Here is a 19,097-nt window from a genome sequence, read left to right as displayed (position 1 = left end):
TCTGATTCCCGTAACTACCGTGTCAAGTCAAAGCTGAGCGGCGGGAGGCGAACAAACCAGGGATCTAGGGAAGGCAACAGAGCAGGAGGTAACAGGCGAGCCACCTAGAGGGATGAGAGGTTCAAGTCCAAGGACGAGCGTAGACCGCAGAACGAAGAGCTAGGACAGAGAACAAAAAATTTTACCTATTCCTTATTTGTTTTTTAGGAGATCTAATCATGGCTACAACTATGTCTGCATTGACCCAAGCAGTAATCACCGCAACGCTCTACCTGACCAGTGTCATGCTGGGGATGCCAAGCATTAATATGTCTGGCATCCATTTCCAAACTCCAGCAGCTAAAGCCGCCGAAGAGTACAAAGGACCTGTAGTAGGTCCCTTTCCAGAGAACAATGGATATTACGCCCAGTTTTCCGGTGAGCCGTTTAAGTCCATGTCGTGGAATGAGGCAAGAAAGTACGCTGAAACCCTTCAGATAACCCGCAACGGAAAAATCCACAAAGGCTTCCTTGCTACTCCGAATACACCAACAGAGAATGATTTCATCAAGAATGCCTTGAGGCCTAATGAAGACTGGATAGGAATGTACCAAGCCCCAGGCGCAAAATCCCCGGGCCACAATTGGAAACTACTTAATCAGCGTTCAGTTACGTGGCAGGGATGGGCAGCCGGAGAACCGGACGACCAAAAAAATGGGGTACCAACAAGATGCACACTCGTGAATTTCTTCAATGGTGTCACTTTCACAACAAACGGGGATAGCTCTTCATTTACTTTGAACCGGAATCCCCAACTAGAAACAGGGTGTGAAAATTGTGGAATGATGCGAGCTGATGGCACATGGAAAGACAAAGAGTGCAAGAAGCACGGAAACGGCTTCATCGTTGAATTCAGAAAGCTGTAAATAGGTCTGATTAGTCGAGGCAGAGCCAAGTGGCTTTGCCTTAGGCAAAGTGTTGCAACTGTGATTGCGTTTTTCTAAAGATTTACATCGCTTAGACGATGCCTAAAAAGTATGCCGATGTTGGAGCAGGAATTCCTGCTCCTTTCCTAAATCTCGGATGAAGCATTGATAAACCTATTGTTTTTGGAGAGTCTGACCCATGCGTAAATCACTTCAAACCTTTATTGCTCCTCTCATGTTCGCTTTTGCATTGGTTTTCGCGATGGTCTTTGGATTTGCACAACCTAGCGAAGCAAAGACGCCGATCATTAGAATATTGCTTTGTCGATTGCTTGGAGTTGACACTGGTGAGTGTGCGCCCGACGATGAACCAGTTTTACCCGTGCTATCTCCAACAACTGATCCAACCATTACTGATCCCCGTGTCCCTCGAAATCCCGGAGAAACCCCCACTACACCATCGGAAAGCGAAGAGCCATCTCCATCTTCTTCAAAATTCCTCGGACTTCCTCAGGCAAAATAGTTAGAAATGGATCAAGTCACCTCCCCAATGTGCTCAAACCATCGGGGAGTTTTTGCATTTTCTTCAAAAGAACTGTAAACCTATATTAAGCAGAAGTGTTGAACACGGATACAAAACTTTACATTGCTAGTTACACTAACTCTCTAAAGCCTAAATTAGTCAACAAAACATCATCTCCTCAAACCAATGAACATAACTGATTTTCTGACACATACAAGATTGTAAATAGCGGAATTTATCTAATAGTGTATGTCCCCATTGTGCGGGAATAGATACAACAAAAGCTCAGACCTCGAACTTTGAGAAGACTTGGGGCGAAGAATTCCGTAGAGTTATTGGCTATAGCTTCCTGATGCTTGTCTTGAATATAGCCAGCTTTAAATTTGTTCAGCAGTATGATTATTACCAAACCATGACCTACCTGCAAAGCATTTATGAAAGGTTGGATTGGACAAATACTAAACTGCAACGGATTGAGAAAGAACTGGGAACTGCACCCAAAAAGTAGCCTTGACTAATATTATTTAACACTCTCTAGACCGTAAGTGTGAAAGATACCAATCAGCTAGGATTCAGCAGGTTGTATGAGTATGATGCGGTAGGGAATAGGATTGGTATGCGCGATCGCGTCACTTCCTAACAGTTATGCTGCAATTGTTTTACTGCATTAATATTGTCGCTACTGTAATCACTGCACACTCACAAGGTTTAAAGTGCAAAAACACGCTCTTGTTTATTCTGCTTATTCAGATTTATGACAATCTATTACACTAAGCCGCTAGGCTCTTGTTAAACAGCTAAATGACTTTTATAAACTGCTCCAAAGCTTTTTGAGCCGCTTTATACCCTGGTGCTTGTCTTCCTAACTTCAGCCCTGATAGAACACTATCGCGTAGTGCTTCCAACTCTTCAATCGGTTGCCTGAAAGAATCCGCTTCATCTCTCAGGCGCTTAACTCCCCCAGTTCAGTCTCCATTAATGTTAGACGTTGCAATACAGTATCTTGCACTAGCTGACTTAATTGGCTTACCTGCTCAGAAAGTGCAGTTACAGTCTGTTGCGTCTCACTGACTTGCACTTGTAATTGATTGTCTTGCAGTGGCTCACTTGACTGAGTACTAACAGCATCCAAGCCAGTTTCTAACAACTCTAAAATCGCCTGAGATCTGTTCCCCCTGGTATGGGAACCAGCATAAGCTTTGATTTGAGCAAATAGCTCATTAGGTATTCTCAAAGTTACCGATTCAGATACAGAGGAACTGGGAGTTTTCGCCATGTCTGACAAATGATTGCAGTGTATAACAACTAGATTACACTGTTGGAATCTGTAAGACAATGTTTTGCAGTAAGTAACATGAGTAGTTTGTGTAAGTTAATGTCTTGCAATAAGTAACACCCCGCTATCGCGGTGCTTTCCGAAAAATACCAGACTTGTTGAAGTCTTTTTTCACTGTTGCACGGCTATCTAGGACTGCCCTATTGCATTGCAACTGATTACTGCCTTGCTGTATTGCAATTGCTCTCTAGTTTTGCACTTTCTGACAGTTCTACTGCATCTTGATTCCTTGCTGCAATATGCGAATGGCACACACTTACCTGTTACAAGTGAAAAAAACTGCACCTTGTTTACACTGCGATAGCAGATCTACAGACTTTTAATCTTGTCTAATATTGACTGATAGTGTAGTACAAGAAGCCGTTAGGCTTTTGTTAGCGTCAAATGTCCGAACCCTGTCTAACACTGACTAACTTTGCATAACAATCGAGCAGTTTGTCATTATGTGTAACTTAATGCCTTGCACCAAGCTCAAGCTTTTTGTTGCTTACCCTAAATCTCCTGACACAAATCCCGCAGTGCCGCAACTGACAACGTTAATCCAAGTAGTGCAAGTGTATCTAAATACTCTTGGCGCGTTAACTGTGGATTTTTAAGAGATGTTCTTTGCCTTAAAGCTGCGGCACAAACCGCTACTGGATTGAGGTCAATCAACTGTTTAATAAACTCGTCTGGGTGAATAGCTTCAATAAATTTTGGTGCAAGTGCCTGTTCTGGAAAGTCTTTCAGGTTGAAAGTAACGATGAAATCAGCATGACAACAAATTGCTGCTGCCAAAACATGGCGATCGCCTGGATCTTTGAGTTCAAGACTTGGGATTAGCTCTGAATAACCTGTCACCAAACAATCTCGGACATTAGCATTCATCAAGTTTTTAGTTCTGGTTAGCTGCTCTATTGTTAGATCTGGACGGTTTAAGAGAACATTTCTGATCCACTCAGCATGAATTTCTTCTGTCCAACGAGCCTTAAATAAATCTGTCAGCGCCAACCACATCAAAAAATCTCTCAGTGGTGCTGGATATAAAACACAAGCATCGTAGACCGCCGTAAAAGTAGCCACCGCAACTTAGTATCCCATATTCAATTCTTGGGCTTGGGCAGCTAGTTCCATAAGAGTCTGCATCCTTTGCGTATCAATCTGGTTTTTGTAATCAAGTACATCAGTAGTTAGCACCCGACGACGTGTTCCCACTTTCCGGTAAGGAATTTTCCCTGACTCAAGTAATTTAACAAAATAAGGACGAGAGACATTCAGGATATCAGCCGCTTCTTGGGTAGTGATTTCCTTCTTAATTGGGACAATGCTAACGGCATTACCTTCAGCCATCTGTGCCAGAATTTCTACCAGCAACTTGTAAGCGGCGGCTGGTATAGTCACCGTTGAACCAGTCGCATCATCTAGTATCAGCTTGAGCGCGTGCAATGGTTGAGGAAGCGAATATGATGCCAATACTCTCCTAGCAGCACCCGCTTCCGTCGCATCTTTTTCGGTGGGTGCGATCGCAGAAACAGAACGGTCTGTTGAAACTGTCATAGGTTACTACCACTCGTTCTTTCTTGGAACACGGCAAGGTATCTGTTATTGTAACCTTTTTCAAAACCAACGAAATCAAAGAAACGAACGAAACCAAACTTTGATGTCAGTGCGGTTCATGATTGCAACTCATTTTGTCTAACATTAAATAACAGTGTATGACAAAGAGTTACTAGGTAAAGTCAGACCGTCAAATGTCGTCAAGTGTATGACACTGACTAATTTTGTCTAACATTTTTCCAGGTTGTAACTAGGTGTAAGTTAATGCCTTACACTAACACCACGCGCTTTTTTGCTTACCCTCAAAAAAAAACTCCCGTGAGATTGACCTATAACTGCTGTAAAATAAAATTAATGACCAATCATACCTTGAGGCAACCAAACAGCAGTTTAAGCCCAATTACTCGGAATATTCCCATTAACAGCTTAAAAACGAGTGCAGTCAACTAGGCTTTACGCTATGAGCCGCAACTGTGCGATCTCAGAGCGCAGTTCGAGGGTTATATATAGGTACATATATAGGTAAATATATAGGTACAACCAAATAGGGACGGCACTATGCTGCTAGTTCGCTCATACGCTCAAAAGCCCGTATGCAAATCGGATTGATTTATTAATTAATTAATAATTGTCGCAACCGATCGCTTAAAATCATTTCAATTTTTCACTTACTTCAGGGATATAACCAGCGGCAGTATAGTTTATATTTCTCCACTTCTTACGAAAACAGACATTTGTCAAAGAAATACATGAATGAGATTAATGTTAACAATATTTCGGTAATTCCACACGAATTAGCAGTATCTATTCCCTCACCATTAACGAGTCATCCAGCAGCAGTTTATTTATCACAATTGGCTCCATCTTCACGGCGTACAATGCGGCAGGCTCTTAATGCGATCGCTCAATTGTTGACGGCTGGACAATGTGATGTGATGACTTTGGATTGGTCGAAGTTGCGTTATCAACACACGGCCGCACTACGGTCTGTGTTTATGGAGAAATATGCCCCAGCTACGGCTAATCGAATGTTGTGTGCATTGCGGAGGGTGTTGAAGGAAGCACGACGTTTGAAGTTGATAGATTCCGAAGATTATGCCGATTCTTCCGATATTTCAACGATTCGAGGAAGTAGGTTGCCACGCGGTCGCGCTCTGACAAACGAGGAAATTTCTAAGTTGATTGAAGTGTGCATTCTTGACCCAACACCAGCAGGGTTAAGGGATGCAGCTATGATTGCTATTTTGATGGCGGGGTTACGACGTGCGGAAGTGGTAGGAATGAGCCTATCTGACTTTAACCCCATAACTGGGGCTTTAATTGTACGTCGGGGAAAGGGTAATCAAGACCGAATTACTTATTTACCTCCTGGTGCTAAAGAGTCTGTAGAAGATTGGTTAGTAATTAGAGGAAGTGAGCCTGGGGCGTTATTATGTCCAGTTAATTCGGCGGGCAGAATTACTATTAGGCAGATGAGTGACCAAGTGGTGATGAATATGTTAATTAAACGCGCGTCTGAAGCTGGTATTGAGCGTGCAGCCCCCCATGATTTACGCAGAACTTTTATCTCAGATTTGTTGGATTCTGGTGCTGATTTATTAACTGTACAAAAACTCGCAGGTCATGCTAATCCTGCTACAACTGCCCTTTATGACAGGCGAGGAGAAGAAGTCAAGATGAAAGCGGTAGGGAAACTCAAGGTTCCTTATCGTACTAGACCTAAAACGGATAGTTAGTATGATCAGAGGATTAGATGAAAAGGGCAGGAGAAACATTGAAAAATTCTCCCAGAGCTTTGGCTTGTGTTTTGCTAATCGATCTTTTACCGTTGACTAAATCTGATACAACACCCTTGGAGCCAATAATCCCAACCAAATCTACCTGTTTGAGGGAGCCTACCTCCATAAGGTGTAACAAGATTTCCTGTGGAGATGATTCTAAAGGAAATTGATGATCTTCATAAGTCTCAACCAGCGTAGACAACAGTTTCAATAGAGAGACTTCCTCTCTTGTCAGTTCATCACGCTGCATCAGACGCTCTATGGATTCAATGGCACGATTGTACTCGTCATCATTAGTAATTATTTGAGGCTGATATTCCGCGAGAAGCGATCCGTAGGTGGCTCTATCTAAAGTGATATTCATAATACTAAATCAATCTACTTATCTTCGTTTGTGGGTAGGGTGGGGCAGGAGTCCCAGCCAGGTTTTCTATTTATTCTTTCTCGACTTTCTTGAAGTAGGGATCGTTCTTCCACTCCTCTTGATCATATTCATCGTGAGTGAGAAAATATTTGTAGTAAAGAGTTTGAGATTCGTAATTAAATCCGACGATTAAGCGGCAAGTTTTAATGTTAAAAACTAAAAAATTTCCCACTTTGTCTACAGAGCGAGAATAAGTTGAGCGTATATCATCTAGACACTGCCATTCAGCTTTCTTAACAACGCTACACCATGCTCTTACTTCCTTTTGGATATCCTTGGGAAATCCTTCAGCATCCTCTAGAAGTCTAGGTCTTGTTATCAGATGCATAGAAGAGAAGTTTATGACTCTATTATGTTCGCATATTGAGAACGTTGTCGTCAACTGTCCATTAGGGGTAGTGAGGAGGCTGTGGTCATTTTCTTGATTTATTGATCAATTCTAGATTGGCTCTCTCTAGCTAATACCCACAGTGGCAACGGCTAACAATAGGGCTATCGCCCTTTAATAATTAGAGACGATGGGGAAAAGGGGTCTATTTTATCACTTGGAATCAGTAGTTAAAACAGCTTTGAATATTAATTAGCCTTCACTACTACAAACAGCTTTCACTACTACAACAGATTTTTATTTCTAAGAATCATTTAAGGCGAAACATCACAGCAGCCTTTTTAGCAAAAGCCTTGCCAAAAGCCGAAGTAAGTTCCGACTCGTTAATCGAACGCATCACAGTTTTCAACTCAGGAATATTCTCAACTTCCAACGAAATATTCACATTATATGACCCAATAAACTGCACATTGAATAAACCAGTATATTCCATCAGAAATTCCTGCGTTGTCTCCTGACAACTATTAATGGCATTACGCCATTGTTGTTCGTACTGTTTTTGAAGTATCTGATTACCTACTTGGACTTTTCCTGTTACTGAAGTGCCAATTGTGTCACTGCTGACTTGATTCTTAACTTGGGCATTCCTTTTCTCTATAGCAATAAGTGCTGCTACTCTAGCGTGATATTTGAGCCTCCCTTCTTGGTAAAGTTCCCATGCTAACTTAGTCGTATTTTCCTCACTTTTATTAATAAGTTTTACAATTTCCCTCCAATCTCCTAAAGTAAACTTGTCTAGTGTAGTAATAAAGTGTTTAAACAAAGCCTTGTAAACATTATTAGCATCGGGTTTTTCTTGTCTTAACCACGCCCGCACAGCCATAACAATTGACTGGTTAGTTCTTAAATCAATCTCAGATATTTCTGGAATAATTCCTGGTTTAAGACGCACATAAATTCGTTCAGAAGAAGCATCATCTTCACGCCTTGTCAAGTAACAAATTACTCCACAAGCTGGACAAGGTATTTGATAATGTTTAATCAACCATCCATCTTGATCAACCTCAGCCATATATGGCTGAAGCGAATCTGGCTTGTAGAATACATGAGTGCAGTGTTCACAACAAACTGCTCCACGATTTTGGGAAGCACTTGTTGGTTTTAAACTCCAATGATGGAAATCATCAGGTAAGCCATGTCGCTTCCAATTATCAGTTAAATCAATAATTGTCAAAACTTTGTTATTATCGCTAATTCTTAGCCCCCGCCCAATCATTTGCAGCCATAAAGTCAAAGATAGCGTTGGACGTACACAATAAATACACTCAATCTCCCCACAGTCATAACCTTCAGTCAGAATTTCATAATTGGTAATAACTTGAGTTAATTTTGATTGAAATCGCTTTAAAATAGCTGCACGGGTAGGTGCTGGTGTCCGTCCATCCAAATGTTCTGCAACGATTCCTTTGCTACTAAAATATTGGGCGATAGCCCGACTATGCTCAACACTAGCAGCATAAATAATCGTTTGTTTCTTGATAGCAAACTTAATATAATTGTCATAAATATCTCCCACACTAACTTGGCTATTGACAGCTAAGGCTAAATCCCTAGAGCTAAAATCACCACCATATTTTTGACCATATCTATGTACAGCATAAGTATCAATATTATTTTGTGTGGCAAACAAGCGATATTGACATAAATAGCGATCGCGAATTAAATCCAGTGTTGATTCACCCACCACTAACACATTGAATAAATCTTCAAAACCCTGCCCGTCAATTCTTTGTGGAGTAGCTGTTACACCCAGGACTTGGGCATCTTGGTAATGGTTAATTAGTTTACGATATGTTGCTGCACTAGCATGATGAGCTTCATCAATTACCAATAAACCAATGTTTTTGGGCAGGATTTTTCTAGTAGCGAGAGTTTGAATAGATGCCACTTGAATCATGGCATAATTATTAGGCTCAATTCCGTGCTTAATAATTCCAATTGGGACTTGAGTTACTTGCGCCAGTTTTTCTGCGGCTTGGTAGATTAACTCGACCCGATGAGCAATAATTAAAATTTGTTTGCCCTGTTCTAAAAAATATCTACTAATTACAGCAAAACAAACAGTCTTACCAGCACCTGTAGCTAATTGTGCTAAAACACTTCTATTTCCTTGATTCCAAGCTGCCCAAATTTGGTTAATCCATTCAACTTGATACTCTCTCAGTTGCATTTAATCTACCTTTAGTATTAATTGACGTTAAAGATTTATTTATTCCGCAGGGAATATGGAGCAGGGGGACGAGGGGACGAGGGGACAAGAAGAAATGAGGAGAGTGCGATCGCTTTAATCGTTCATATTAAACTAATGAGAGAGAATCTCCTAGATGACTTCTGTATCTGGTATTTCGACTTCTTTATTCTCACTCACAAACTCTAGGCATTTACCATGAGGATCTACCTGCAATTCATACAAAGGGCTATCAGGAGAAGTACAGCACTTTTTCTGAAAGAATTTACAAGTAGCACAACAGTCAACACCAGATAAAGCTGCTGCTTCAACATTAAGATGATGCTGCATAATTGGAATAAGTTTCAAAGCAATCCCATCCCATTTAGCTTTGAGCATTCCTGTCTCGGAAAAGTGATGCCAACGTGGGTCAGTATCAATAATATCAGCAGGAATCTTGATCCAAGCTCCATCATATTCCGCAGCAATCTTAACTTCAAACTCAGTTTTATGGTGCAACTTAGCTAACTGGAGTGGTGAAACCTGTTCAGGTACAGTCCCATATTCAATCACTTCACCAACATTAGGAATATGGATTAAATGTTTGGCTTTCAGGTCGCTGGCTCTGGATAATTCATGTAAAGCATTCATGGAACCATGAATGAGAATTAGATGCTTAGGATTAACTCGATTAATCACTTGCGTCAACCCGACTTTATCAGCGTGTCCTGATAAGTTAAAACGTCGAATATCTGCTTTAACTACTAACTTTTTATTATTAAATTCAATTTCATCACCCTGCTGCAACCCTTGCAGAAAACGACCTGGACTCTCCTCATCGGTATAACCAGAAATAAAAACAGCCGCGTTATCTCTTTCTAATAACGTGGTGGCATAATAAACACTAGCTCCACCAGATAGCATTCCAGAACTAGCAATGATTACAGAAGGTTTGGCTATTGCCAGTGGTCGTTCTTTCGGATGAGCAATGGGAATGATGGGAGGATGACTATCAGGGTTAAAGAAGGGTTCTGATTGAAGTGCAAAATTTTGTATGCTGGCAGGTAATAAGTTGATATTTTCAATGAATACATCCGTAACCGCCCGCACTAAGCCATCTACATATACAGGGATATTAAGCTTATGAAATAAGGCACTGGTACGAATTGCTAAGATAATCTCTTGGGCGCGTCCTAATGCAAATGCTGGAATTAGTACATTACCGCCCTTAGACACTACTTCTGCAACTGCTTTAAGTAATTCCTGTTCTTGGGTTTTACGGTTGGGGTGATTATCAGCGCCATAAGTTGATTCAGTAATCAACATATCGGCTTCTGGCAAATCAGCTAGTCTTAGTCCATCTGTTGTTCTACTGTTAGAAGTGTTGTAATCACCTGTATATAACAGACTTCGCTCACCGTACCTGATATAAATACAAGCTGCCCCTAAGATATGCCCTGCATGAATAAACCGCACTTTTAATCCAGGTAACGGTTCAAAATCTACCCCAACAGGTTTGGTTTGTAATTGAAATATTGTTTGATTTAAGTCATTTTCATCAAATAACTCCTGAAAATCTTCGTTATGCTGTTGAATCTTCAGGCAGTCTGTTAACATTACATCGGCTATTTGTCTGGTTCCTACAGTACAAATCATCGGGCAAGCTGGAAACATTTTGTGGAATGTTGGTAATGCCCCGATATGGTCTTGATGAGCGTGGCTAATTAATATTAAGTTGGGGTTTCTTAAATATTCAAAGGCTGGTAAAGGTTTATCTCCTTTTGGTCGTGTACCAGCATCAAGGACTATTTCATAGGGGCCAATTAATACTCGGAAACAGGAAGCTCCGATGCCTCTAGCAGCGCCTAATGGCGTGACACTTAATTTATCTTGCTCTAAGTCTGGCTCTAGCTCTAATGGTATTTGATTATTTGTGCTAAATTCCCACACTTGGGCTATACCAGTATGTTCATTTACTCTGACTCTGGCATTTAACCCATGTTGGTCAACTTCCCACTCGAAAAACTTTCCGCGCTTAACAGGTGTAGCTAAATTCCATTGTGCTATCCCAGTATGATTTTCAAGGGCAGCTTTAGCTTGAGCAACAAATTCCAGTTTTTTATTCTTCAACTGATTAACTGCATTAACCAATTCTGGTAATGGAGTCGCTGCATTCACTTCTATATCAATTGGCTTGAGAGCGTTTTCTACATCATCAAGTTCAATTTCTGTATTCTCTACTTGAATTATTTGCAACTGTTGACAGTTGAGTACTGCTGAAACTTCTAATAATTGCCCTGGTTTTATTGATGGGCTACCACCAATGAGTGTTATTCTCAGAGTCTTTTCTCCAGGGCGAGTTATTTTAAATAAAATTCTTCCGGCTTTACTATACTCGACTACTCGACCCAGAAATTTACAGGAATCAGCGTCACCTGATTCATTAATACCAACAATTTGAAGACTAGAGATTATTCCGTTGGAATCTGTTGCAGGTACTACCCGCCATTGCTGAGTGCCTGTATAATTACATGAACCTTTAATTTTGTATTTCTCTCCTTGAACAATTAATTTATCTTCATGTAATTCGCCCGTTACAATCATTTCAAAGTTGTTTAACATAATTCAAAAAATCGACAAATGGCTATTCCAAGTCGGACGCTTTAAAACATATTGTTGATCAGACTGTGCTGGATATTCTCAAAAAACGTGCTGACCAAGTAGGAATTGAAAAGTTCTCACCTCACGATTTTAGACGCACTTTTATATCTGATTTGCTTGATGCTGGTGCTGATATTGTAACTAGCTATCTTCAACCGATACGACAAGTTTTCATCAAGTAAGAAACGCAATTTCACGGTTAACTGACCTTTTCAGCAGTTTGTCCCGCTTTGACGGCTCTAATACGTTGCACTAAGGCGGAGGGATTGGCAGCCCATTCAACGTAACGCTGATTTTTCCAATCGGCTATACGTTTCAGGTAGGCATCGACACTAGCACGATTATGTAGGTAGTAGGTAATAGTTGCGTAAATCTGCTCCAAGCTCAAAGTAGATAGATTAACGGCAATTTCTTCTGGTGTATATCCGTCTTTGTAATAATCAAGCACATTGTCAATACCGATGCGATGTCCTTTGATGCGGATATCATCGGGTGAGAGAAAGTCAAAATAATCTTCAAGTTGCATATTTTTTATGTTCCTTTAATTATTAAGTTTAATTCCAGGGCGCTTGTTACTAGATCTTACTATGAACCAACTTATCAAAAAGTAGAAATAATGAGTCAAAGATATTGGCAACAACTCTTATGACGGGCTATCGCCCTAGTATTGTAGGGAGGAGAGTGGTTAATTTTACCTGATGGAACAGTGGTACAACAGTTTTCAGTTTTACAAAAAACTTTCACTATTTATACAGCTTTCACTATTGATGAACTTTTAGTATTTATACAACTTTCAATATTTATACAATTTTTAATATTTATACAGCTTTCACTACTACAAACAGTTTTTACTATTACAACAGCTTTTAATACGAAACGCGATAACGATACTTTTCAATTAAAACAATTAAATCCTTGCATTTTATAGCAGGTAGTTAAGAATGTTATACGTTATGGTCAATAATGGAGTTTTGAGATTTATTGCTGGTTGTAACATTGCAGCTACTTATGGTTAGTAGGATTTATTAATCAAGATTGCACGACCCTAAAAATATAACTTGGTCTTTCAAGGTTAAGATCAATTTCCATGACTGTCTGACCTGTTGCTGCTGATTCAGCAAAAGCTACCCGTTGGCAGATGGTACTTGCCAGTACTGGAATGTTATAGCCAGACAAAGCTTCAGCCACGTCACGTCCTATTGCTGTGTTTACTATTTTACGATTAATTACAAATACAGATTTCAGTTTTTCTTTAAATACAGAAGCCTCAGTAATCAAGTTAATTACTTCTTGTGCTGCCCAAACGTCAAAAGGAGAAGGCTGTACAGGTATCAGCACTAGGTCAGCAGCAATGATGGCAGACCTAGCTATGTCGCTTACTCGTGGTGGCCCATCAATAACTACGTGGTCATAGTTTTTAGCTATAGCAGATAAATCTCTGTGGATAGTCGGTCGGTCTAACCCTACTACAGCAAATGGTGGTTGGCTATCTCTAGCTGCTGCCCAGTCACGAGCAGAGCCTTGAGGGTCGGCATCGACTAACAATACTCGTGAGTCTTGGGCTGCTAAAGCATGACTAATGTGGATAGCTAGAGTTGTCTTGCCTACCCCACCCTTCTGATTTTGGACTGAGATAATCATCGTATTTACAGAAATCAGTATTTAAAGATATACAGTATAATGTTGCTTAGTTACCTGAAGTTGGCAAGCTGCAAAGGTTTGAAAGATTACCAACTGTCATGCGATGAACGATCGCATTCCTTCCTTTTCTCAAATGCGATCGCAACTTTCAGGTTCTCCGTCGTCTCCTTTCACCCCAAATCCATCTTGGCGAAGTGGTCTTGCAGCAGCTTGTGCAGGAAGCGATAGCGACCGCCAATTCGCTGCAACAGGAGGCGCTCGGTGCAGTAGTTGAGCAGGAGATCATAGCGCAACGGGGCGTAGCCATTCCAGGCAAGGACGAGGCGCAAGGCAAGGTGTTTGCTTAAGGCATTTCCACCAGCTTGGTAGAAACTTGACCAAATTAACATAACTAGAGCAATTTCGACCATAAAAAAAAGTTCATTGGAACCAACGACACTGGCGAGGAGATATTCGAGGAGGAACTTAAAGGACAACGCCATCATTAGGGCAATCGCACTGACGACGACCATGTTTTTTACGGAGTTTTTCATGCCCTGATTGGGGTCAATGCGAGTTTGGATATCTGCTTTTAGCCCTTTAATCAGCCCTTTAATCAGCCCGATAATCAGCCCGATAATCAGCCCTTCAATCAGCACAATCAGCCCAATCAGCCCGAAACTCGACCCTCCCATCAGCCCGAAACTCAGCTCGAGACTCAGCCCGAAAATCAGCCCGAAAATCAGCCATATGCGAAGCGATCGCACAATTTCCCGCCGTCCTTCGTGCGATATCGAAATTGAAATTTCGTCTACGGGTTCGATTGTGTCCAGCCCTCCCATCAGCCCGAACATCAACCCAAAAATCAGCCCAATCAGCCCGAACATAAGCCCAATCAGCCCGAAAATTAGCCCGATAATCAGCCCGATAATCAGCCCTTTAATCAGCAGATATGCCCATTTTTGCCGTTGAGCGATGAGTGCAGTTGGCTGCATCTTTTCGATCAACAGCTCCGTGCTAGATTGGCACTCAAGCATCTTGGCGGCAAAGACGAGCGCTCTCTGGACAGCTTTGCGCGTTGGCAGTGGCTTTGTACCGTAGGTTTTACTGAGAATATCCTGTTGTTTTTCGTTAGGGTCGATAATCAATTCACGGGTGATTGTGGCATCCCAGTAGGTATCGAGCAAATACTCAATTTTGCGCTCAGAGGTGGTACTTTCTCTCCAAACAGAGAGCGAAAACTTACCCTGTGTTTGTACCAAGCCAAACATCGATAAAAATAGTGGCCTTGTCAGCAACTCCTGCAACGCTTCATCCTGCTGCACCGTCTGCCACACATCCTGCAACTCAAACTGAGCAAAATAGTCCTCAATTTGCTCGACGGTTAATGCCTGTAAATAAATCGCCCCATACAGGTTCAACGGCCGACGCACTACTTGCTCAAACTCTTCCCGCCGACAGCAAATTAGTAGACCACTTGGGCGCTGACCAATTTCCCCCGTCAACCAAGTATTAAGTGCCACAGCACAAGCTTGTTGATGTTGAGGTGTTACCTCATCCAACCCATCTAGTAGCGGCAGCAATTGATTATTCTTTAGCCATCGCTGCGCCAAATCTTGACGAATTCCGTACTTCCCCTTCAACTCGCCTACTAGCCACTCAAAAATTGGCTGTCCCGGATTCTTCCAGGATGACAAACTAACTAGCACGGGGATTGGCTCAGCTTTGTCCGCGATCGCTCGTTGCAGCAAATCCTCTGCCAACTCCAACATCATTGTTGTCTTCCCCGCACCGGGTTCACCCAGAATCAGCAATTGACGGGCAAGTTCTTGGCGATCAAATACCTCTACAATTCGAGTTCCGGCAGCCAAGGGGAGCGGTGAGTGGGATGGTTGCGCCAGCGTTGCCGACCAAGGACGCTGCACGCGATAGTCCTGCCGTTCCATTCCCAGAGTTAGCCACACCGCATTGTGCAACGACTGTGCCAGCCGTTCCCGTACTTCTGTTGTGACGGCTTTCAGCAGTTTCTCCTGAGATGCTTCCCGCTTAGGTCTTAGTGGTGGTGGGGTGCTTGATTTTGGCGTTGTCCCTTGACCTGGTTGGCGATCGCGGGCTACAACTTTTTTGCCAGCACCTTAGACCACTTGGTAAATGTCGGGAAATGCGTCCGTAAAAAGTTCTCCGTATCCAACTCTGCCTCATAGGACAGATTTACAAATGGCGGCATCAGTGACAGCGCTGCCTTTAACTTAGCCGCCGCAGGTGTTCCCGGTTTACTCACTTCAGCATAAATTTTCTGTGACCATTCCAGCACCTCATCAGAATATTGCTGGCTGGTTTGCAGTTGTCCCGCCTGTTCGACAATTTCAGCAACAACTATTTCTGGCGCTGGCTCTGAGATAGTAATTGTCGCTGACTCATCCCCCAAAATCTTCCAGTACTCTTCCTCAAACGGCTGCATCTCTGCCTTCAAATCGGCAATCTGCTGCTTAATGCGAACCCGTTCTTCTGGAGCGATGGTCGTCAATGTATCTTCTTTTCCTGCCAATTGCTGGCGCAAACGAGTCAAATTTCGTTCAACTTGGCGCAGACGCTCGCTCGACATCCCTATATACTCCAGAACTTGAAAAGTATTATATCGGCTTTGCTCTATCTACTTAGTAATGTCCGCAGCTTGCTGCCATAAAAGTAGTAACAGAATTATTATTATCTCTGATTATTTCTGATAACTTATGAACTCTGCACAAGTCCTTGATTGGGATAAAGCTAATTAACATCCACAGTGGCAGAGACTAACAGGGCTACCGCCCTTTAGGTATTAGAAACGATGGCTGATAGGGGATCTATTTTATTCGTGAAATCAGTAGAAAAACAGCTTGCAATATTAATTAGCTTCCACTACTACAAACAGTTTCCAATATTTATACAGTTTTTATTTCTAAAAATAACTTGCACTATTAATCAATTTTTAGTATTACAAACAGTTTTTACTATTACAACTTTCAGTAGGAAACGCGATAGCGTTTAAAAAGTTAAAACAATTAAACCCCTGCTACTAAGCAAGGGGTTAATAACTAGCTAACGATTCCAATCAGGGCAAAATAAAATTTTTAAATTATCAGGCAATCCCTCAAAGTCTGACAGGATTAAGTCGGCTATAAATAGCTTAAATTGATGAGAACGTTGCGAGGCAGAGTCGCCAAAGTTTTTGTTAATCCAACTACGCACTGTTGTCACGTCGCAGTGGTATAAATCGGCAATAAAGTCGTGAGTGACATCCCATCTAGATAGAAATTCTTGAAATTTAATTCTGATTTTTGAGTAGATAAAACTGTAAATTTGTTGCCTTTGTTGTTCCGTCATAGATGATGGTCTGTGCATATATTTCCTCAACTGTATGTGTGGCTTTCTGGTCAATAATCAAAAGTGCAACTACCAACCTTTAGACTGTCCTAACTGCAAAAGTGCGTCTAACATCTGTTTACCTTTCTGATAGTTTGTTCCGCCCTGTTTCAACACATCTTTGATAATTTCGCTGTCGCTAATTCCTTGCTGTTGCAGTGCCGTTACAGCTAGATAAGTAGGTCTGTAACCTTCCATTTCCTCATCTGTTGCAGGTGTTACAGCATTGGCTGTTGCAGTCGTTAGGGAGTCCGTTACAGGTTCGTTACTAACTTCGTTATCCCCTGCTGTACTGTCGTTACGGTCGTTATAACTATTTGGCTGTTGCAGTGTAACGGGTTGCTGTAACGAGGGTTGTAACGCTGTAACGGCTTCTGATTGATAACGTTGTTCCTGTACCCACTGAGAGGTGGCTAACTGACTGATGAAGTCTGCTTTTTCTGCCTGTTCTATTGCTTTAATTAGTGGTGTGATGCGCTGTAACGAGCTACCTGTAACAACTGCTGTAATTCCGCAACAGCTAGTAATAAACAAGGAAAGATAACGCAGTGAAACGCTAAACTTATCTTTGGGGTTGGGAAATAGAAACGGTGATGCGCTCCAAAGCAACAGTCCTATTACAGTTGAACTACCACCAACTAAAGCGAGTAGGTTTCTGTTACTACGCAGTTGATCTTGTGGCGACGATATTTTAATCATTGTTGTATCCATTGAATTAAACTGCCCAGTAAAACAATGGCGATGCAGGTAATTAACCCGCCTATATATTGAGTGTATGTAACACCCATTACCTCTGATAAATAGTCGTCAACTAAACCTGCAACAATAAATAGCAAACTAACAACCACTACAAGCCAAAAAGCATAAGCTTGGAAGCGTGGCACAACGTAAGCTGTATAGGAAAATAGACCGCAACAGCTTACTCCTAGCAGGAAGTAACCACCTAATTGAATACCTTTCCCCATGATGAACCTCCCCTAAAAAAGGGTAGTAAAATTAATCACTACCCAAGGTTTTAACTATTAGCAGCCATAGGATTGTTTGATGGCATTAATCGCATTTGCAGCGTTAGTTTCTGCTGATTTAACTTCACTGTGCATTTCTGCATAATGAGGGCGCAAACTATGCAAATCCTTTGCTAACTGAGCATTTGCCTGTTGTTTTTCAAGTTCAGTCCGAGCTACTTTTGACTGATATCGACGGTGCGTAGTGTGTACAGTGGTATCAGAATCCTCAATATTTTTGAGAGCTTTATAAGCACTAACTGAAGCCTCTGCTTGTACTTTCTTTTGCTTGGCTAAGATGCGTAATGCGTCAGCTTCAGCTTTATTAAAGTACCGAGGCTTTTGTACTACGGGAACGCTACGAACACTTGAGAAATCAGCATTTGTGGGAGTAGGTACAGCCGAATCAGTAGCAGCTAAAACTTTGTTAGTAGCGAGGTTATGGTTAGTACCGTCGTTTGCCGCTAGTTGTCCACCAGCTTCGGTTGACGCGTCTAATTTCTTACGGGTGATAAATTTCAGTAGTCCCATGATTTATTACTCCTTAGATTCAGTTAGTAAATTTGTTTGATTGCCTGTTAAAAGCAGTTCTGGATTACAAGGTTTTAAACCCAACTCAGAAAGTAGGGTTACACACTCTGTTGCAGTCATAGGTTTTGCGATCGCAATTCCGATATTGCGCGTAACAGCCTTGTCAATGCGTCCGATTAACCCTTGTGTAATGGCATTTGAAACGCTCTCCACCAAAGGAATGTAACGCTGTAGTGGGTCATGCGCTGCGGGTGACGGCTGCGGTGTTGCGCTCTCCGTTTCACTGCTTGCAACGCTAATCGTTTCACTGCTTGCAACGCTAATCGTTTCACTGCTTGCAACGCTAACCGTTTCACCGTCTGAAACGCTTGAAACGCCTTGCAGAACGTCTAAACCTGCTTGTGTCCAGAATGTCGATCCGTCCTGGTTAATCCAGTGAGTACCCTCAACTAGCAAATCAGCTTTGCGCGACTTCCAAGTGCGTAGCGTTCCGGCACTCACGCCTAATAATTCAGCAGCTTGGGCAGTGCTAAGGACTTCGTTGTTCATTAGCGCCTGCCCTCGATAAAGCCTGCAAGCTTACCAGCACACACATCTTTATCTGTTTGAAGTTGTGCGATTTTCTGCTGCTGTAAGTTATCAGCTTGTTGCAATACTGCAAGCTGGTTAGAGTTCCAGGCGTGTTGCAAAACGTTTAGAGCGATACTGCACAGGAATAGAGGGAACAGTACAGAGGTAGCGCCATCGCTGTTGGAGCTAGAGGAATCCTGCATGATTCCCTCCACAGTGCGATCGCTCTGAGCCTTTTTCATTCATCAT

The 19,097-nt window shown here is 41.9% G+C and carries 21 protein-coding genes and 1 pseudogene; 5 read left to right on the top strand and 17 right to left on the bottom strand.

Annotated elements, in window-relative coordinates; all coding sequences use genetic code 11:
- Positions 1-218 precede the first annotated feature (218 nt).
- From CRI9333_RS24155 to CRI9333_RS27100, 3 genes are all read left to right on the top strand, one after another.
- Positions 219-905: a hypothetical protein gene (locus CRI9333_RS24155; RefSeq protein ID WP_015180066.1), complete on the top strand. Its 687-nt coding sequence runs from the start codon at positions 219-221 to the stop codon at positions 903-905.
- 199 nt (positions 906-1,104) lie between these two features.
- The gene (locus CRI9333_RS24150; RefSeq protein WP_015180065.1) at positions 1,105-1,428 is read left to right on the top strand and encodes a hypothetical protein; all 324 of its coding nucleotides are present in this window, start codon (positions 1,105-1,107) and stop codon (positions 1,426-1,428) included.
- Positions 1,429-1,780: 352 nt separating this feature from the next.
- Positions 1,781-1,936 (top strand): hypothetical protein, encoded by a 156-nt coding sequence (locus CRI9333_RS27100; protein ID WP_157462502.1) that lies wholly within the window; start codon positions 1,781-1,783, stop codon positions 1,934-1,936.
- 435 nt (positions 1,937-2,371) lie between these two features.
- On the opposite strand, the gene CRI9333_RS24145 is transcribed toward CRI9333_RS27100, so the two are convergent.
- From CRI9333_RS24145 to CRI9333_RS24135, 3 genes are all read right to left on the bottom strand, one after another.
- Complete coding sequence (locus tag CRI9333_RS24145; RefSeq protein ID WP_015180064.1) at positions 2,372-2,704, bottom strand: hypothetical protein; 333 nt, start codon at positions 2,702-2,704, stop codon at positions 2,372-2,374.
- Positions 2,705-3,256: 552 nt separating this feature from the next.
- On the bottom strand, positions 3,257-3,826 hold the full coding sequence (locus CRI9333_RS24140; protein WP_015180063.1) for a PIN domain-containing protein: 570 nt from the start codon (positions 3,824-3,826) through the stop codon (positions 3,257-3,259).
- A 6-nt stretch (positions 3,827-3,832) separates the two neighbouring features.
- Complete coding sequence (locus CRI9333_RS24135) at positions 3,833-4,300, bottom strand: excisionase family DNA-binding protein (protein ID WP_015180062.1); 468 nt, start codon at positions 4,298-4,300, stop codon at positions 3,833-3,835.
- Positions 4,301-5,049: 749 nt separating this feature from the next.
- Here CRI9333_RS24135 and CRI9333_RS24130 point away from each other — a divergent pair.
- A complete protein-coding gene (locus CRI9333_RS24130) occupies positions 5,050-6,036 on the top strand; it encodes a tyrosine-type recombinase/integrase (protein ID WP_015180061.1) in 987 nt (328 codons plus the stop codon).
- 13 nt (positions 6,037-6,049) lie between these two features.
- Here CRI9333_RS24130 and CRI9333_RS24125 read toward each other — a convergent pair whose 3' ends face one another.
- From CRI9333_RS24125 to CRI9333_RS24110, 4 genes are all read right to left on the bottom strand, one after another.
- Positions 6,050-6,445, bottom strand: a complete 396-nt coding sequence (locus CRI9333_RS24125) for a helix-turn-helix domain-containing protein (protein ID WP_015180060.1) — start codon at positions 6,443-6,445, stop codon at positions 6,050-6,052.
- Positions 6,446-6,515: 70 nt separating this feature from the next.
- Positions 6,516-6,833 carry a type II toxin-antitoxin system HigB family toxin gene (locus CRI9333_RS24120; protein WP_015180059.1) on the bottom strand — a complete coding sequence of 106 codons (318 nt, stop codon included), beginning with the start codon at positions 6,831-6,833 and terminating at the stop codon, positions 6,516-6,518.
- Between the two features lie 310 nt (positions 6,834-7,143).
- A complete protein-coding gene (locus CRI9333_RS24115) occupies positions 7,144-9,063 on the bottom strand; it encodes a DEAD/DEAH box helicase (protein WP_015180058.1) in 1,920 nt (639 codons plus the stop codon).
- Between the two features lie 150 nt (positions 9,064-9,213).
- Entirely contained in the window at positions 9,214-11,682 is a 2,469-nt protein-coding gene (locus CRI9333_RS24110) for an INTS11 family MBL fold metallo-hydrolase (protein WP_015180057.1), read from the bottom strand.
- Positions 11,683-11,738: 56 nt separating this feature from the next.
- On the opposite strand from CRI9333_RS24110, the pseudogene CRI9333_RS25330 reads away from it, so the two are divergent.
- Positions 11,739-11,864: pseudogene (locus CRI9333_RS25330) on the top strand (tyrosine-type recombinase/integrase); the annotation flags it as partial.
- Between the two features lie 56 nt (positions 11,865-11,920).
- Here the strand turns inward: CRI9333_RS25330 and CRI9333_RS24105 are convergent.
- From CRI9333_RS24105 to CRI9333_RS24050, 10 genes are all read right to left on the bottom strand, one after another.
- A complete protein-coding gene (locus CRI9333_RS24105) occupies positions 11,921-12,247 on the bottom strand; it encodes a DUF433 domain-containing protein (RefSeq protein ID WP_015180056.1) in 327 nt (108 codons plus the stop codon).
- 503 nt (positions 12,248-12,750) lie between these two features.
- On the bottom strand, positions 12,751-13,362 hold the full coding sequence (gene parA, locus CRI9333_RS24095) for a ParA family partition ATPase (RefSeq protein WP_015180054.1): 612 nt from the start codon (positions 13,360-13,362) through the stop codon (positions 12,751-12,753).
- Positions 13,363-13,532: 170 nt separating this feature from the next.
- Entirely contained in the window at positions 13,533-15,287 is a 1,755-nt protein-coding gene (locus tag CRI9333_RS28205; protein ID WP_041227101.1) for an NACHT domain-containing protein, read from the bottom strand.
- Between the two features lie 167 nt (positions 15,288-15,454).
- Positions 15,455-15,868, bottom strand: a complete 414-nt coding sequence (locus CRI9333_RS24085) for a hypothetical protein (protein ID WP_157462501.1) — start codon at positions 15,866-15,868, stop codon at positions 15,455-15,457.
- A 551-nt stretch (positions 15,869-16,419) separates the two neighbouring features.
- Positions 16,420-16,722: a hypothetical protein gene (locus CRI9333_RS24075; protein WP_015180052.1), complete on the bottom strand. Its 303-nt coding sequence runs from the start codon at positions 16,720-16,722 to the stop codon at positions 16,420-16,422.
- A 51-nt stretch (positions 16,723-16,773) separates the two neighbouring features.
- Positions 16,774-17,442 carry a hypothetical protein gene (locus CRI9333_RS24070; protein WP_015180051.1) on the bottom strand — a complete coding sequence of 223 codons (669 nt, stop codon included), beginning with the start codon at positions 17,440-17,442 and terminating at the stop codon, positions 16,774-16,776.
- Positions 17,439-17,708: a hypothetical protein gene (locus CRI9333_RS24065; RefSeq protein ID WP_015180050.1), complete on the bottom strand. Its 270-nt coding sequence runs from the start codon at positions 17,706-17,708 to the stop codon at positions 17,439-17,441. Before CRI9333_RS24065 ends, CRI9333_RS24070 begins: the two co-directional genes overlap by 4 nt.
- 57 nt (positions 17,709-17,765) lie before the next feature.
- Positions 17,766-18,278, bottom strand: a complete 513-nt coding sequence (locus CRI9333_RS24060) for a hypothetical protein (protein WP_015180049.1) — start codon at positions 18,276-18,278, stop codon at positions 17,766-17,768.
- A gap of 6 nt (positions 18,279-18,284) precedes the next feature.
- Positions 18,285-18,827, bottom strand: coding sequence for a hypothetical protein (locus CRI9333_RS24055; protein WP_015180048.1), 543 nt, complete (start codon positions 18,825-18,827; stop codon positions 18,285-18,287).
- Positions 18,827-19,090, bottom strand: coding sequence for a hypothetical protein (locus CRI9333_RS24050; RefSeq protein WP_015180047.1), 264 nt, complete (start codon positions 19,088-19,090; stop codon positions 18,827-18,829). The genes CRI9333_RS24055 and CRI9333_RS24050 overlap by 1 nt, the downstream gene beginning before the upstream one ends.
- Positions 19,091-19,097: the final 7 nt, after the last annotated feature.

This window comes from Crinalium epipsammum PCC 9333, assembly GCF_000317495.1.
Lineage (GTDB): Bacteria > Cyanobacteriota > Cyanobacteriia > Cyanobacteriales > PCC-9333 > Crinalium > Crinalium epipsammum.
This window is presented reverse-complemented; position numbering and strand designations above follow the sequence as displayed.